The 15,894-nt window shown below is 71.0% G+C and carries 15 protein-coding genes; 10 read left to right on the forward strand and 5 right to left on the reverse strand.

Annotated features, from left to right (window positions below; genetic code table 11):
• Positions 1-117: 117 nt before the first annotated feature.
• The 4 genes from E0500_RS40640 to E0500_RS40655 all read left to right on the forward strand — a co-directional run bounded on the left by E0500_RS40640 (position 118) and on the right by E0500_RS40655 (position 5,206).
• Positions 118-1,410 (forward strand): hypothetical protein, encoded by a 1,293-nt coding sequence (locus E0500_RS40640; RefSeq protein WP_131561050.1) that lies wholly within the window; start codon positions 118-120, stop codon positions 1,408-1,410.
• 161 nt (positions 1,411-1,571) lie between these two features.
• Positions 1,572-2,366 (forward strand): MerR family transcriptional regulator, encoded by a 795-nt coding sequence (locus tag E0500_RS40645; RefSeq protein ID WP_131561052.1) that lies wholly within the window; start codon positions 1,572-1,574, stop codon positions 2,364-2,366.
• Positions 2,363-3,574 (forward strand): nucleotide disphospho-sugar-binding domain-containing protein, encoded by a 1,212-nt coding sequence (locus E0500_RS40650; RefSeq protein WP_131561054.1) that lies wholly within the window; start codon positions 2,363-2,365, stop codon positions 3,572-3,574. The genes E0500_RS40645 and E0500_RS40650 overlap by 4 nt, the downstream gene beginning before the upstream one ends.
• Positions 3,575-3,724: 150 nt before the next feature.
• Positions 3,725-5,206, forward strand: a complete 1,482-nt coding sequence (locus E0500_RS40655) for a hypothetical protein (RefSeq protein ID WP_131561056.1) — start codon at positions 3,725-3,727, stop codon at positions 5,204-5,206.
• Here E0500_RS40655 and E0500_RS40660 read toward each other — a convergent pair.
• Complete coding sequence (locus E0500_RS40660; protein ID WP_131561058.1) at positions 5,203-6,114, reverse strand: LysR family transcriptional regulator; 912 nt, start codon at positions 6,112-6,114, stop codon at positions 5,203-5,205. The two genes, E0500_RS40655 and E0500_RS40660, sit on opposite strands and share 4 nt — an antisense overlap.
• 162 nt (positions 6,115-6,276) lie before the next feature.
• Here E0500_RS40660 and mgrA point away from each other — a divergent pair, with 162 nt between their 5' ends.
• From mgrA to E0500_RS40675, 3 genes are all read left to right on the forward strand, one after another.
• Positions 6,277-7,266, forward strand: a complete 990-nt coding sequence (gene mgrA, locus E0500_RS40665; protein WP_131561059.1) for an L-glyceraldehyde 3-phosphate reductase — start codon at positions 6,277-6,279, stop codon at positions 7,264-7,266.
• A 179-nt stretch (positions 7,267-7,445) separates the two neighbouring features.
• Positions 7,446-8,336, forward strand: a complete 891-nt coding sequence (locus E0500_RS40670; protein WP_131561061.1) for an NADP-dependent oxidoreductase — start codon at positions 7,446-7,448, stop codon at positions 8,334-8,336.
• 524 nt (positions 8,337-8,860) lie between these two features.
• Positions 8,861-9,271 (forward strand): hypothetical protein, encoded by a 411-nt coding sequence (locus tag E0500_RS40675; RefSeq protein ID WP_131561063.1) that lies wholly within the window; start codon positions 8,861-8,863, stop codon positions 9,269-9,271.
• A 128-nt stretch (positions 9,272-9,399) separates the two neighbouring features.
• On the opposite strand, the gene E0500_RS40680 is transcribed toward E0500_RS40675, so the two are convergent.
• Positions 9,400-10,182, reverse strand: coding sequence for a class I SAM-dependent methyltransferase (locus E0500_RS40680; RefSeq protein WP_131561065.1), 783 nt, complete (start codon positions 10,180-10,182; stop codon positions 9,400-9,402).
• Between the two features lie 91 nt (positions 10,183-10,273).
• Between E0500_RS40680 and E0500_RS40685 the strand changes: the two genes are divergently transcribed.
• A complete protein-coding gene (locus E0500_RS40685) occupies positions 10,274-10,753 on the forward strand; it encodes a helix-turn-helix domain-containing protein (RefSeq protein WP_131561067.1) in 480 nt (159 codons plus the stop codon).
• A gap of 26 nt (positions 10,754-10,779) precedes the next feature.
• Here the strand turns inward: E0500_RS40685 and E0500_RS40690 are convergent, their stop codons facing one another.
• From E0500_RS40690 to E0500_RS40700, 3 genes are all read right to left on the reverse strand, one after another.
• Complete coding sequence (locus E0500_RS40690) at positions 10,780-11,382, reverse strand: ClpP family protease (protein WP_131561069.1); 603 nt, start codon at positions 11,380-11,382, stop codon at positions 10,780-10,782.
• A gap of 2 nt (positions 11,383-11,384) precedes the next feature.
• Positions 11,385-12,038, reverse strand: coding sequence for an ATP-dependent Clp protease proteolytic subunit (locus tag E0500_RS40695; protein WP_131561071.1), 654 nt, complete (start codon positions 12,036-12,038; stop codon positions 11,385-11,387).
• Between the two features lie 122 nt (positions 12,039-12,160).
• On the reverse strand, positions 12,161-13,426 hold the full coding sequence (locus E0500_RS40700; RefSeq protein WP_131561073.1) for an epoxide hydrolase family protein: 1,266 nt from the start codon (positions 13,424-13,426) through the stop codon (positions 12,161-12,163).
• Between the two features lie 112 nt (positions 13,427-13,538).
• Between E0500_RS40700 and E0500_RS40705 the strand changes: the two genes are divergently transcribed.
• Positions 13,539-14,021 (forward strand): VOC family protein, encoded by a 483-nt coding sequence (locus E0500_RS40705; RefSeq protein WP_131561075.1) that lies wholly within the window; start codon positions 13,539-13,541, stop codon positions 14,019-14,021.
• A 289-nt stretch (positions 14,022-14,310) separates the two neighbouring features.
• Entirely contained in the window at positions 14,311-15,894 is a 1,584-nt protein-coding gene (locus E0500_RS40710; RefSeq protein WP_131561077.1) for an ABC transporter substrate-binding protein, read from the forward strand.

A 15,894-nucleotide genomic window follows, 5' to 3' on the forward strand; every position in this document is an offset into this window, starting at 1 on the left:
GCAGGCCACGTACGTCGCGGCCTGAATCGATTCAGTCGAATCGCATTCGACAGGACCGGGGGAGCGGAGAAGGCGGCGGGCGGATCACCCCCCTCACCCCCCATAGGAGAAGACGAGATGGGACGCAGAGCCGCAGCTCACCTCACCGACCCGAGCGTCACCGCCCCGAGCGTCACCGACCCGAGTACGACGGACCGACGCACCCGCACGAAGCGCGCCGCGGTCACCGCCGCCTGCGCCACCGCCCTGCTCACCGCCGCCGCCGCGCTGACGGCCCCCGCCACCGCGAACGCGGCACCGGAAACAGCCCCCGCGAACACGGAACCGGCCGCTGCCACGGCCCCGCGGCAGGCGGCTGCCGCGTGCGGGGACGGCTCGTACCAGGCGGAGGCGGTGCTGAGCGGCAGCACCTGGACCGCCCGGCGCGGCAGCAGCGTCGTCTACACGGGCAGCGACATGCGCGCCGCGATGCAGGCGGCCGTGAACAGCCTGACGTCGGGCCGGACTTCGAAGGAACGGGTCGTCGTCCGCGGCTCGGGCTCCATCGCCGCAGGCTCCCGGGTCTCCCTGCCCAGCTACACCGTGCTCGACGTGTGCGGCACGATCAACGTCACCGGATCGGGCTCCGGCGACCAGGCCCCGGTCTACGCACGCGGCGCCCGGGACATCGAGGTCCAGAACCTGAACCTGACCGGCACCCCGCTCTACGGCGTCTTCATGCGCAACGTCCAGAACGTCGTCCTCGGTCGGATCGACATGCGCCTGTCGCGGGGTCTCGGCGTCCGCATCGACAACCGCGGCGACACCAGCCAGTGGACCCGGAACGTCCGGATCGACAACGTGTACGTCTCCGGTGCGAGCAGTCACGCGGTCGAGACGTACGGCGTCGACGGCATCACCATCGGCACCGTCACCGCCCGCAACGTCGGCGAGTCCGGCCTCCTGCTCAACGAGACCATCAACGCCACCGTCACCAAGGTCGACGCGGACGGCGCGGGCGCCGGCACCGGTTACGCCGCCTTCCGCATGGCCAACCGCAACGGCCGGGTGGGCAGCAGTTATCCCACCAACATCCGCGTGGGCGAGGTCGTCGCGCGCGGCGGCGGACGCGGTGTCTTCTGTGTCTCCGAGAGCGGTGGCGCCGTCATCGACCGGGTGACGCTCTCCGACACCGGCAACAACGCGATCCTGATCGAGAACTGCTACAACGTGAACATCGCCGCGCAGAGCGGCAGTGTGTCGGGCGGTGGCGAAATCCGGCTCGCGGCGCGGTCGGAGTTCCCGAACAACCGCGACATCACCATCCAGAACCTGACCGTGACCAACTCGGCCATCCGCGAGAGCCCCTGCGGCGAGAACACGACGTTCCGCAACAACCGGCTGGTCAACAGCAGTCAGAGCATCTGCTGAGCCGCGTCCGGTGTGCGTCCGGGGCCCGCTCCCCGGACGCACGTCCAGCCGGCCGGGAGACGGCGCGGTCCCGGGACGGCGCGGTCCCGGGAGACGGCCCCAGGAGTTGACCCTCCCCCTACGTCAGGCTCAAAGCTGTACGCCGACGAAAGGGCATGTGCATGAGCTACTCCGTGGGGCAGGTCGCGGCCTTCGCCGGGGTGACGGTGCGGACGCTGCACCACTACGACAGGGCGGGAATCCTGTCTCCCAGCGGCCGCAGCCACGCCGGCTACCGGCTGTACGGCGACGCCGACCTGGCACGCCTCCAGCAGATCCTCTTCTATCGCGAACTCGGCTTCTCCCTCGACGAGATCACCGCCATCCTCAAGGACCCGCAGGCGAACGCGCTGGAGCATCTACGTTCCCGCCAGCGGGAGTTGAGTGAGGAGATCGCCCGGCTCCAGCGGCTGGCCGAGGTGGCGGAACGGGCCATCGAGGTCCAGCAGACCGGCGTGTCCCTCACGCCCCGGGAACGCTTCGACGTCTTCGGCGAGATCACCTTCGACCTCAGCTACGCCACCGAGGCGCAGCTCAAGTGGGCGGACTCGGCAGGACAGCGAGAGGCGGTGGCCCGTGCGGCCGCCCACACCAAGGAGGACTGGCGGCAGCTCATGGCCGAGGCCGCCGCCTGGCGTGGAGACCTGCTGACGGCCTTCGACGCCGATGAGCCCGGCGACGGCGAGCGGGCCATGGACCTCGCCGAGGAGCACCGCCAGTACGTCACACGGTGGTTCACCTCCTGCCCGCCCGACATGCACCGGCGGATCGCGGACGACTTCGCCGCCGATCCGCGAGCGTTCGCGCTCGTCGTACCGCCGTCACAACAACGGCCGGGTCTCGCCGCCTATCTGTGCAAGGCGGTCCACGCGAACGCCGCCCGCCGCACCCACTCGGACCCGCTGGAGGACCGATGAGAATCCTGATCGCCGCCGCCGGTTCGCGCGGCGACGTCGCCCCCTACACCGGCCTCGGTGCCGAACTGAAGCAGGCCGGGCACGATGTCGCTGTTGCCACGACGGACGCCTTCGCACCGCTCGTACGGAACGCCGGTCTGGAGTTCCGGAACCTGCCGGCTCACCCACGGGCCCACGGCGATACGACCGACCGACGTGACCTCATGCGCACCGCGGCCGCCTTCGTCACCGAGCTGGGCCAGGGCTTCGCCGACGCGGTGGCCGAGGGTACGGACCTGCTCCTGCTGTCCACCACCACGGCCCCGCTCGGCTGGCACGTCAGCGAGGCCACCGGGATCCCCGGCCTCGGTGCGTATCTGCAACCCACCGCACCGACGGGCGACTTCCCGCCCGTCGTCATGGGCACCCGCTCACTGGGCCGCCTCGGCAACCGTACGGCCGGACGCTTCGCGCTCCGCATGGCCGACCGGGTCTACGGACGAGCCGTCGCCGACCTGCGCCGCCGCCTGGACCTGCCCGTCCTCACCGCCTCAGCGATGCGCCGCCGGCAGGAGCGGGCCGGCTGGCCCGTCCTGCACGGCTTCAGCACCGCACTCGTGCCGCGTCCCTCCGACTGGCGTTCCGGTCTTGACGTCGTGGGCACCTGGTGGCCGAGCCTGGACCCGGCCGCACGGCTTCCCGTGGAGTTGGAGGACTTCCTCCGGGCCGGGCCCCGGCCGGTGCTCATCGGCTTCGGCAGCATGGCGGGCGGCGAGGGGGAACGGCTGAGCGGCATCGCCGTACGGGCGCTGCGGCGTGCGGGGTTGCGCGGGATCCTCCAGTCCGGCAGTGCGGGGCTCGCGGCCGACGGCGACGATGTCCTCACCATCGGCGACGTACCGCACGAGCTGCTGTTCCCGAGACTCGCCGCCGTCGTCCACCACGCCGGGGCGGGCACCACGGCCGCGGCCCTGCGCGCCGCAGTCCCCGCGGTCGCGGTACCGGTGACGGCCGACCAGCCGTTCTGGGCGGCACGCCTCGCCGCTCTGGGCGCAGCCCCCGCCCCGATCCCCTTCACCTCCCTCACCGCAGAACGGCTCGCCGACGCCCTCGGCCACGTCACGAGGCAGCAGACCTACGCACGCGCCGCCGCGACCGTCGCCCAGCGCATGGCGACCGAGGACGGCGCGGGTCAGGCACTCAAGGCCGTCCAGCTCCTTACGGGCTGAGACACCTCAGGGTGCCGCCCGCGGGCCGGCGCGTCGCGGCACCTGGGCCGGTCCGCCGGATGGGCCACCTCACCATCGCACCCATCACCAGAGCTGGATACTTTGTCACCATATGTCCGCTTGCTGGGTGGAGATGGACGGAGGTGGACGGTGGCCGACAGCCCGAACGCCACGCTGGTAGGCATGGCACAACCCGGCCCGCCCGCGGTCGCCCGCAGGTCATGGCGTGCGCGTGGCGATGTCTGGCTCCTGGCGGTGGGGGCCGTCTTCACCCTGGCCCAGCTCACCTTCGTACCGCTGGGGATGGGACTCGGCTGGGACGAGACGGTGTACGTCAGCCAGGTCAGCTCCCACGCTCCGGCGGCGTTCTTCAGCGCGCCACGCTCGCGGGGCGTCTCGCTGCTGGTCGCACCGATCACCACGTGGTCGTCGTCCACCGTGCTCCTGCGCACCTTCCTGGCCCTGCTGTCGGGACTGGGCCTGTTCCTGGCCCTGCGCGCCTGGCGAGGGGTGTTCCCGGTTCGGGTGGTCGCCTTCGGGGGCGCGCTCTTCGCCACACTGTGGGTGACGATCTACTACGGCCCGCAGGCCATGCCCAACTACTGGGTGGCGGTGGGCGCCCTGGCCTGCGCCGGTTGTTTCGTGCGCGCCCGGCACGACCGCACCGACCGGTGGGCGCCGTGGGGCATGGCTGCGAGCGCGGCACTGATCGCGTTGATGCGGCCCACCGACGCGGTGTGGGTGGCTCTGCCGCTGCTGGCCCTCTCTGTGTGGCTACGGCGCCCCAGGTTGACGGCAGCCCTCCTGGCGGGACTCGTCGCGGGCGCGGCGCCCTGGGTGGTCGAGGCCTACGTCAGCTTCGGCGGACTGGGGCAGCGGCTGGCCGACGCCTCCCGGATCCAGGGCGGACTCGGCTGGAACGTCGCCGTCGACGACCAGCTGCGCAGCCTGGACGGCCGCACCCTCTGCCGCCCGTGCACCGGACCGCCGGCCCACATCGCGGTGGCCGCCTGGTGGTACGCCCTCCCGTTGTTCGCCGCCCTCGGGACGCTGGTCGCGATCCGGGCGCGGCGCGCGGCACCCACGCTGGTCCTGGTGGCCTGCACCACCACGGCGGCCGTCCCGTACCTGTTCATGATCGGCTATGCGGCCCCACGCTTCCTGCTCCCGGCCTACGCGCTGCTCGCGATCCCGGTCGCCGACGGGCTCGTGCACCTGGTGAACGTGTCGAGCGGGAGGTGGCGGCCGGTCGCCGTGACGATGGTGGCGCTGGGCCTGGCCGGACATCTGGCGGCACAGTTCGCGGTGCTGACGCACACCGCGAACCGTACCGACGCGGGCCGCCGCGACTGGGCGCACACCGCCGGTGAACTGCACCGCCTCGGAGTGCGCCCACCCTGCCTGCTGACCGGCCACCAGGCCCTCCCGATCGGCTTCTCCGCCGGGTGCTCCTCCGCCTACATCGAGGGCAACAACGCCAACATCACCCGGGCGGAGCTCCTGCGTACCGCCCGGCGCATTCCGTTCGCCGTGCTCACCCTGCCCGGGTCGGCCCCGCCCGGGTACGCCCGCGCCTGGCCAGTCCACCGGTACGACCACATCGACCTGTACGTGGCACCGCCCCCGCGCTAGGGCCTGTCGGCCTGGCCGGACCCCACCGCCGGGTCGTCCAGCAGCCGCACCAGTGCCCGGGCCGCCGGGCTGGTGGCCTCCGGGGGCGGCAGCATCGCGACGGTGTCGTACGACGTCTCCCCGGCGCCCTTCAACGGGAGCGCGGCGAGGGCCGACGCCTCGCGTTTGTGGCTGAAGTGCCGGGGGACGACGGCGATACCGAGGCCCTCCTGGACGAGGTCGAGGAGGCTGTGCACATCGTTGACCTCAAGGGTGACCATCCGGTGCACTCCCGCGGCGGCGAAGGCGGCGTCGGTGGTGCGACGCGGACCCCAGTCGGGGTGGAAGTCGACGAAGGCCTCGCCGCCGAGGTCCTCCGGCGTGAGCGCGCCCTCGCCCGCCAGCCGGTGCGCGGGGTGGCACAGCACGGTCATCGGCTCACTGGCCAGCGGGAGGCAACGGAGTTGCGGGGTGTCGGCGCGGTTCGTGACCGCGAACGCCAGAGCGAGGCGCCCGGCGGCGACCTCCTCCGCCAGCGCGCCCGAGCCGGCCTGCCGCAGCCGGATCTCCACGTCCGGGTGGCGCCGGCGGAACGCGGCCAGCAGCTTGGCCACACACACCCCCGCGATGCACTGCTCGGTGCCCAGCGACAGCGTGCCGCGCACCACGCCACGCACCGCCGCCACGGCATCGTGGGCCGCACGGACCTGCGCGAGGATGCGCTCGGCCTCGGTGAGCAGTGCCTTCCCGGCCTCCGTGAGCGTGACCCGGCGCGTGGTGCGCACGAAGAGCGGCGCCGAGAGCTCCCGTTCCAGCGCGCGGATCGAGGCGGACAGACCGGACTGCGACACCATCAGCCGCTCTGCCGCCCGGGTGAAGTGCTGCTCCTCGGCGACCGCGACGAAATGCTGGAGATGGCGCAGTTCCATGATTGAGAAGCCTAGACGCTGAATCCGATCCGATTCTCCTGTTGGACCGGCCCCCGGTGCGCAGGTGAGAGTGGAGACCTGTTTTCAGGTTCCCGAGGTTCCAAGTTCCCAAGTTCCCAAGTTTCCACATTCCAGGCTTTTCCGGCTTTCCAGGAGTCCGCGTTGTACACCGCACACCCCGACCGTTACTCGGACATGCCCTACCGGCGCACCGGACGCAGCGGCCTGAAGCTCCCCGCGCTGTCGCTCGGCCTGTGGCACAACTTCGGCCCCGACCGGCCGGTGCACACCCAGCGCGCCATCCTGCGCCGGGCGTTCGATCTGGGCGTCACCCATTTCGACCTGGCGAACAACTACGGCCCGCCGCCCGGCGCCGCGGAGAGCGCCTTCGGTGAGGCACTGAAGGCCGACCTCGCGCCGTACCGCGACGAACTCGTCATCTCCACCAAGGCCGGCTACCTGATGTGGCCCGGCCCGTACGGCGAATGGGGCTCGCGCAAGTACCTGCTGTCCTCGCTCGACCAGAGCCTGAGCCGCATGGGCCTCGACTACGTCGACATCTTCTACTCGCACCGCCCCGACCCGGACACTCCGCTCGAGGAGACCATGGGCGCCCTGCACTCGGCGGTCCAGCAGGGCAAGGCGCTGTACGTCGGCGTCTCCAACTATTCGCCCGAGCAGACCCGCGAGGCCGCCCGCATCCTGGGCGAGCTGGGCACCCCGCTGCTGATCCACCAGCCGCGCTACTCGATGCTCGACCGCCGCCCCGAGGACGGTCTCCTCGACGTGCTCGACGAGCTCCAGGCCGGCTCCATCGCGTACTCGCCCCTCGAACAGGGCCTCCTGACGGGCCGTTACCTCAACGGCATTCCGGAGGGCTCCCGGGCCGCGAGCGACAGCCCGTTCCTCAACGCGGACACGGTCACCGAGGAACTCGTCCAGCAGCTGCGGGCTCTGGACGACATCGCCAAGTCCCGCGGCCAGTCCCTTGCCCAGCTCGCCCTGGCCTGGGTCCTGCGCGGCGGCCGTGTCACCTCCGCCCTCATCGGCGCGAGCAGCCCCGAGCAACTGGAGGACAGCGTGGCGGCCATCCGCAACCTGGACTTCGCGCCGGAGGAGCTGACCCGGATCGACGAGATCATCCAGGGCTGAGCCCCGCCGGGCCCGTCACGAAAGGGGTGGTGGGGGCGCGATTGTCGCTGATCCGGGAGAGATGCGCACCCTTAAGTGCCTGCCTGCTCAGAGGTAGTGGCTAGCACATAGGATTGGTGCATCGGGGTGGGAACCGTAAGAATCCTGACAATGCAGACGGTGTTCAAAGGGGACATGCGATGCGTGCTGCAGTTGTGACGGACTTCGGTGGACCCGCAGCCGTGCGGATCGTGGACACGGAGATTCCGCAACCGGCCGCCGGCCAGGTGCGGATCAAGGTCGCGGCGGCGGCGCTCAACCCGGCGGACGCGATGGTCCGTTCCGGTGCGCTCGGTGAGCTGGACACACCCCTCGGACTCGGCTGGGACGTGGCGGGGACGGTGGACGCGAGCGGCGCGGACACGGACTGGGTGGTGGGCGACGCGGTGGTCGCCCTCGAAGCGAACCTGGTGAAGCCGCTGGGCACACATGCGGAGTACGTGGTCGTGGACTCCTCTGCGGTGGCGGCGGCGCCCGGGTCGGTGGACGCGGTGCACGCGGCGACGCTGCCGCTGAACGCCTTGACCGCCGCCCAGGCCCTCGATCTGCTCGACCTCCGCGCGGGCCGGACGCTGCTGGTCACCGGCGCGGCGGGTGCCGTCGGCGGTTATGCGGTGCAGCTGGCGGCACACCGGGGTGTCGAGGTGACCGCTCTCGCAGGTGAGTCGGACGAGGATCTCGTGCGTGAGCTGGGTGCGGCCCGTTTCGTGGCGCGCGGGCGCGCGCCCGGCGTGCACGACGCCGTCCTGGACGCGGCCGTCCTGGGGGAGCCGGCGCTGGAATGGGTGCGGGACGGGGGCGCGTACGCAGGTGTGATGCCGCAGGCACAGCAGGCTTCGGTGCGGGGGATCCGGACGTCCGCGGTGGCGGTCGCCGCGGACGGCGCGCAGCTCAAGGAGCTGGTGGAACTGGTCGACGCCGGGGTCCTCACGACCCGGGTCGCCGCGACGTACCCCTTGGAAGAGGCGGCCAAGGCCCATGCCCGGCTGGCGGAGGGCGGGGTGCGGGGGCGGCTGGTACTGCTGCCCTGACCGGGCAGGAACCCGTACGCAGCGGGCAGGAGCCCGTACACGCTGCGGATCCACGTCGAGCGTGATCACCTCGAACCCGGCGACCGGCGCCGCCCCGTCCGCCTTGCCGCGTCGTGACGCTCGGTGATCGCGGACAGGGCCGCTCAACGCCCGAGAGAATTCGTCAGTACTGGTCAGAAGCCGGATCCGGGGTCGAGCGCGCGGCTCGCGTGATCCGGCACCGCAATCATGCCCGGCCGTGCGGAGAGGCATCGATTACGCCTCGGGTAATGCCTGTGAGGGGCCTGCCGACCGATATTCCGTCCTGATTCGGCCACCTCCTGTCACGTATATGCCAAGAGACTGGCTGGAATGAGATGGTGACAGAGCGTCAAGAGTGGCGATACTCGATTCCTAGGGTTCATTGCGCCATGAACAATCAGCACCACTGCGTGCGATCGGTGCGTCGCCCTGCGTGTACGACGAGCTAGGTGCAAGGCGGCGGTGCCGAACCCGGTGGCCAGCGGTGCGATGGGGGAGCGAACGTGCACGACGAATTCCTGTGCCATGTCACCGCATATGGCGTATGCGGCGGACAACGCGTGGGCGTTCCGCTGGGGACCTACCGTGCGCCCACTCTGGCCCTGGCCCTGTGGTGGATGCGCGATCGCGCGTTATGGATCGCCGAACGGCTCGATCCGCACCCCGGCAACCCGGCCTACCCTCCGAACTCGATCGTACCGGTCGCCGACAGCGTCCCCGACGTGCCCGGCGTCCTGCGCGCCTGGAGCGGCAACGCGGCCGAACAGGAGCTGGTGGCCGAGGAGTTGTCCGCCGGGAACCTGGTCCGCATCGCCACCAGCGACGACACCACCGAGTACGAGCTGCTCGCGGAGTCCATCGACGCGCTCCGTATGCAGCGCACCGCCCGCGTGATCGCTACCCCCGCCGCCTGAACGTCCGCCAAGTCCGTGGTCCGAGCGCGATCCGGCCGCAGTCCGGCCGCGCGGACGCTGCTCGACAAGGTCACCTTTCGCGTCGGCGAGAAACAGTTCCCGGCGGCGTCCGCGAGGAACGCCCGTACTCAGTCGGCGCCGACCTCCGGTGGCCGCCTCGCCGTGATCAGCTCATGCAGATAGCACTTGGTGACCCGGCCGTCGTGGCGTGTGTCGATCAGTCCACGGATGCAGCCCAACAGCCCTTCCCGGGCTGATGCTTCGAGCGCCCGGTGGCCGGAGTAGGTCAGGAGCACGTCGATGTACTCCTGCGTCGAGTACGTGATCTCCTGTGTCCACCGGTACGAGCGGAGGTCGTCCCACTCAGCCAGCTCGCCGGTGTCCGTGGCGATTTCCGACTCGTCCTGCAGGCGCAGGCCCGGCGGCGTGGCCGGGTCCCAACGCTCGTAGCACTCCTGGGCCCGGGCGAAGAAGTCCACGGTGCCGCCCTTGACGTGTTCCGTGGTGACCAGCGCGAAGATGCCGCCGGGGCGGAGGGCGTGGCCCACCTTGGCGGCTCGCAGGGCCGGGTCGAGCCAGTGGAACGCGGTGGCGCTCACCACCAGGTCGAACGGCTCGGCGGGGAGAGGCCACAGCTCGAAGTCGGCCACCTCCACGTGGGCACGCGGGAAGGGGCGCAGATTGTCCCGGGCGACCTTCGCCAGCGCCGGGCCCAGCTCGACAGCCGTGAGGTCGCAGCCCGACTCCACCAGCGGGACGGTGAGCTGGCCGGTTCCGGGGCCGATCTCCAGGACGCGGGTACCGGGCCCCAGCCCCGCCTGCCCGGCCAACTCCGCCACCAGGGCACGGGGATAGCGGGGCCGGGCCCGGTCGTACAGCTCGGCCGCCTCGTTGAAGGTGTCACGCAGCATGGCTGTAACCCTTCCCCGGCCGGATCGCGATTCCACTGAGGGCGGAACGCCGATCCCTTCCCGTGGAGCGCTGGACTCCTAGTCTGAACGAGTGAGGAATCAAGCGCCCGACGAAGCCCGCGTCATTCCCCTGCGCCCGGCGGCCACTCCGGCCCGCACGGACGCTCCTGCCGTCACACAGCGGCAGCAGCGTCCGGCTCTCGCCCCGCAGGCGCGTCCCGCCCGGGAACCCCAGGCACCGGCCCCCGCCAGGGAACCGCTCTGGCGCGACCTCGTCGGTGACGTGCTGCGCAGGGAACGGCTCGCCCAGGAGCGGACGCTGAAGGACGTCGCGGAGGCGGCGCGGATCTCGATGCCGTACCTCTCCGAGCTGGAGCGGGGCCGCAAGGAGGCCTCGTCGGAGGTCCTCGCGGCCGCCGCCCACGCTCTCGGGCTGGGACTCGGCGACCTGCTGTCCCTGGCCCACGGCGAACTGGCGCGGCGCACCCGGACGAAGCGGGCGACGACAGCCACCACGACCACGGCCACCCCGACCGCGTCGCCGTACAACGGGCTCTGCCTCGCGGCCTGACGCCCCGGTGGCCAGGAGCCGGCGGCTCAGACCTCCATGAGCCGCCGGCTCAGTACCTCGTCGGCGAGCCCGTACGCCACGGCCTCCTGCGCGGTGAAGACCTTGTCACGGTCCATGTCCGCGCGGAGCGTCGTGACGTCGTGGTGGGTGTGCCGGGCGAGTACCTCCTCGACCTGGGACCGGATCCGGACCATCTCCTTCGCCTGGAGGGTGAGGTCCGACGCCGTTCCCTGGCGGCCGCCGCTCGCGGGCTGGCCTAGCAGCACCCGCGCGTGTTCGAGGACGAAGCGTCGCCCCGGGTCTCCGCCTGCCAGCAGCACCGCGGCCGTGGAGGCCGCCTGCCCCACACAGAACGTCGAGATCGGCGCGCGCACGTACGACATCGTGTCGTAGATCGCCATGAGCGAAGTGAACGAACCGCCCGGCGAGTTGAGGTAGATCGCGATCTCACTCTCGGGCGCCGACGACTCCAGATGGAGGAGCTGGGCGATGACGACGTTGGCGACCCCGTCGTCGATCTCGGTGCCGAGGAAGATGATCCGCTCGTTCAGCAGCCGGCTGAAGACGTCGTACGACCGCTCGCCGTGCGGGGTCCTCTCGACGACGTTCGGAATCGTGTACGTCCCCATGTCTACAGCCCCATCCTGCGTCGCGACGAGGCCGGCCGGATGTCGGCGAGCGACTCCACCACCTGGTCGACCATCCCGTACTCCTTCGCCTGCTCGGCCGTGAACCACCGGTCGCGGTCGCCGTCCCGGGAGATCGTCTCCGGGGTCTGGCCGGTGTGCTCCGCGGTGATCCGCTCGATGGTCCGCTTGGCGAACTCCAGGTTCTCCGCCTGGATCTCGATGTCGGCGGTGGTGCCGCCGATACCCCCTGACGGCTGGTGCATCATGATCCGCGTGCTCGGCAGCGCGAACCGCTTGCCGCGGGTGCCCACGCTGAGCAGGAACTGGCCCATGCTCGCGGCGAAGCCCATCGCGAGCGTGGCCACGTCGTTCGGGATGAGCCGCATCGTGTCGTAGATCGCGAGGCCCGCGGTCACGGAACCGCCAGGGCTGTTGATGTAGAGGCTGATGTCGGTGCGCGGATCCTCGGCGGACAGAATCAGCAGCTGGGAGCAGACCCGGTTGGCGGAGACCTCGTCGACCTGCGTGCCGAGGAACACGATCCGCTGCGCGAGCAGTTGCGCGGCCAGGTGGTCGTCGAACCGCGACGGAGGCGTGTCCCCCTCCTCGGCCCGTGGGGCGAGGGCCGGCTCCCAGCCGGTGATCAGTGACGTCATCGGTCCTCCCTGTAGTGAAGAGTTGCGTGGCGGAGATCCCGCCCTCTCCACTCTCGCCATGGAAGGCCTCTGACATGGGATTTCTCTGCCCGCGGCAGATTCGCTACGAGCAGAGGACTGCGTCAGTGGGTGATGCCCTGCGCCGTCTCCCGCAGTTGCCGGAAGAACGCCCGCACATCGCCCACCAGCAGGTCCGGCACCTCCAGCGCCGCGAAGTGCCCGCCCCGGTCGAACTCCGTCCACCGCACGATGGTGTTCGTACGGTCGGCGATGTGCCGCAGCGGTACGAAGTTCTCCCGCGGGAAGACGGCCAGCGCTGTCGGCGTGGTGGAGGGGTCCGGTGGGGAGCCCCAGCCGTCGGTGTGGGCCCGCTCGTAGTAGATACGTGCCGAGGAGCCCGCGGTGCCGGTCAGCCAGTACAGCATCACGTTGGTGAGCAGCAGGTCGCGGTTCACGGCGTCCTCGGGGCGGTCCCGCGAGTCCGTCCACTCCTTGAACTTCTCGGTGATCCAGGCGAGCTGGCCGACCGGTGAGTCGGTGAGCGCGTACGCCAGGGTCTGTGGCCGGGTGGACTGCAGGACGCCGTACCCCTGCCTCTCGCGCACCCACTCCTGCGTGCGCTCCCACGAGGCCAGCGTGCGCTCGCGCTCCTGAGGGCTCAGCGAGGCCGGCTCCTCCTCACCCGGCGGGGCCGTGGCGGCGGAGTCCGGGAGCAGGTTGAGGTGGACGCCGATCACGTGGTCCGGCCGGATCCGGCCCAGCTCCCGGGAGATCGCCGCGCCCCAGTCCCCGCCCTGTGCTCCGTACCGGCGGTAGCCGAGCCGCTCCATCAGCTCGGCCCACGCGGCAGCGACGCGCCGGAACTCCCAGCCGGACTCCCGCGTCGGCCCGGACAGGCCGAACCCCGGGATGCTGGGGATCACCAGGTGGAAGGCGTCGGCGGGATCACCGCCGTGCGCCCGAGGGTCGGTCAACGGCCCGGCCACGTCCGTGAACTCGACGATCGAGCCCGGCCAGCCGTGGGTGATCACCAGCGGGGTGGCGTCCGGCTCCGGTGACCGGACGTGGGCGAAGTGCACGGTCGCGCCGTCGATCTCCGTGGTGAACTGCGGCCACGCGTTCAGCCGCGCCTCGGCGGCCCGCCAGTCGTAGTCGTGCCGCCAGTAGCGCACGAGCTCCCGCAGATAGTCCCGGGGAACGCCGTACGACCAGCCCACGCCGGGCAACTCGTCCGGCCAGCGCGCGCGGTCGAGCCGGGCGTGCAGATCGTCGAGGTCGGTCCGGGGGATGTCGATGCGGAACGGACGGATGACGCCGGCGCCGTCCCCGTCGTCCGTACCGCCGCCGGTGTCAGTGCTCTCAGTGCCGTCTGTGCTCGAAGGGGCCATGTCGGGCGATGCTAGGCGACCCTCTGGAAATTCCTGCCCGCGCCACCGATGAGTTCGCGGGTGAGGATCGGTCGATACAGGTGACGACACTCTCGCGCCCGAGGAGGCATCCATGCCCGCGAACGGATTCACCACCTGTCTGTGGTTCGACGGCCAGGCCGAGGAGGCCGCGCACTACTACGTCTCGGTCTTCAAGAACTCCAGCATCGGCCGGATCGCCCGCTACACCGAGGCCGGACCCGGCCCGGCCGGGTCCGTGGTGACCGTGGAGTTCGTGGCGAACGGCCAGCGGTTCGTCGGGGTGAACGGCGGTCCGCAGTTCACGTTCAACGAGGCGATCTCCTTTCAGATCCTCTGCGAGGACCAGGCCGAGATCGACCACTACTGGAGCAAGCTCACGGAAGGCGGCGGCGAGGCCGGCCCCTGCGGCTGGCTCAAGGACAGGTACGGCGTGTCCTGGCAGGTCGTCCCCGGCAGGCTCCTCGACATGATGACGGACTCCGACGCGGAGAAGGCGGGCCGTGCGGCCAAGGCCATGCTCTCGATGGGCAAGCTCGACCTTCCCGCCCTGGAGAAGGCGTACGCGGGCGAGTAGCGGCACCGCGCGGTCGGTCGGTCGCCCTGTTGCACGGACACCGTGCGGCAGGGCGACCGTCGCGTTTCGTGCACCGTGGCGCACGTCACATCCGCCGGCGAGTGAGGTCGGCAGGGGCCGCTGTGACGGGAGCCGGCGGCGCAGCCGCATCGTGTGCCCCGTAACGGCTGCGTTTCCCGCCGTTAATTTCCCGGCACCAGGGGTTGGCGTGAAACCGTCCCCTCGTTATCGTTCATCAACCTCACTCAATCGTTCCGTTGAACGAATAGCGGGAAGGGGCGGTCGGACCATGCCCGACATCCACCACCCGGGACGGCGGTCGGTCCTCGCCGCGGGCGCCGCCGGCGCGGCGTCGCTCGGCGCGTCCTGGCTGCTCACCGGCTGTACGGGCGCCGCGTCCGCACCCGTACTGCCCGTCGCCGCACGGCAGGGCACCCCCGACCGGGGCGGCACCCTCCGTATCGCCCGGCCGCCCGCATCCGACGCCGAGACGCTCGATCCGGCCAGCGCGCTGTCCGCGTACGAGTACCTGGGGGCCCTGTACAACCGGCTCGTTCGCATCGGCCGGGACGGCGCCCTCGCCCCCGACCTCGCGGAGTCCTGGGAACCCGACGACCAGGCCCGCACCTGGACCTTCCGCCTCCGCAAGGGCGTCACCTTCCACGACGGGCGGGCGTTCACCGCGGCCGACGCCGCCTACACCCTGCGCCACATCCTCGACAAGAAGACCGCCTCCCCGCAGGCCGCCGTCCTCGCCCCGCTCATCGACCCGGACCGACTGCGCACCCCCGACGACCACACCCTCGTCGTCCCGCTGAAGACCCCCAACGCCGAGTTCCCGAGCCTCCTCACGCACTACAACTGCTACGTCGTACCCGACGGCAGCGCCCGTTCGATCGGACGGACCGGCATCGGCACGGGTCCCTTCAAGCTGGAGTCCTTCGCACCCGCCGGGCCCGGCCGCGTGACCGCGTACCCGGACCACTGGCAGGGCCGCCCCGTCCTCGACGCCATCACCTTCTACACGGTCGCCGACATGTCGGCCCGCTCGAACGCCCTGCTCGCCGGGCAGGTCGACCTGCTGTCGCAGACCAACCTCGACTTCGCCACCGCCCGTGTGATCGCCGCCTCCGACCGTGCCACCATCGCCCGCGTCGAGAACGCCCAGTGGTACGTGCTGCCCATGCTCACCACCGAGAAGCCGTTCACCGACGTCCGCGTCCGGCAGGCGATGAAGCTCGCCTACGACCCCGAGCACGTGGTGAAGGTCGCCCTGCAGGGCGCGGGTACCGCCGGCTGGGACAACCCCGTGCCGCCGAGCGACCCCGCCCACATCTCCGCGCACCCGGAGCACGACCCGGAGAAGGCACGTCATCTGCTGAAGAAGGCCGGACACGAAGGGCTCGCCGTCGACCTCTACACGTCCTCCTACGACCCGGTGTTCACACCGATGGCGCTCGCCTACCAGGACTCGGCCCGGCGCGCCGGCATCCGCGTCCGGGTCAGGACGGCCGCCGCGGACTCGTACTACACGCAGATCTGGATGAAGAAACCGCTGATGGCCACCTACTGGTACACCGGCAGACCCGTGGACCAGCTCTTCACCCAGGTCTTCCGCGGCGGCTCCTCGTACAACGAGACCGCCTGGTCCGACAAGGACTTCGACGCCCTGCTCGACCGCGCCCGGCGCGAGACCGACGACACACGGCGGCGTGAACTGTACGGCGAGGCACAGACCTTCGTCGTCGACAAGGGCGGAGCGATCACCCCGATGTTCGCCGACCGGCTCGTCGGGATCTCCCGGAAGGTGCGCGGATACGCCGAGCACGGCTTCGAGTTCGACTACCTCGGCATCGGCCTGAAGGGAGCCTGA

Origin of the sequence: Streptomyces sp. KM273126 (assembly GCF_004337435.2) — a bacterium.
Lineage (GTDB): Bacteria > Actinomycetota > Actinomycetes > Streptomycetales > Streptomycetaceae > Streptomyces > Streptomyces acidicola.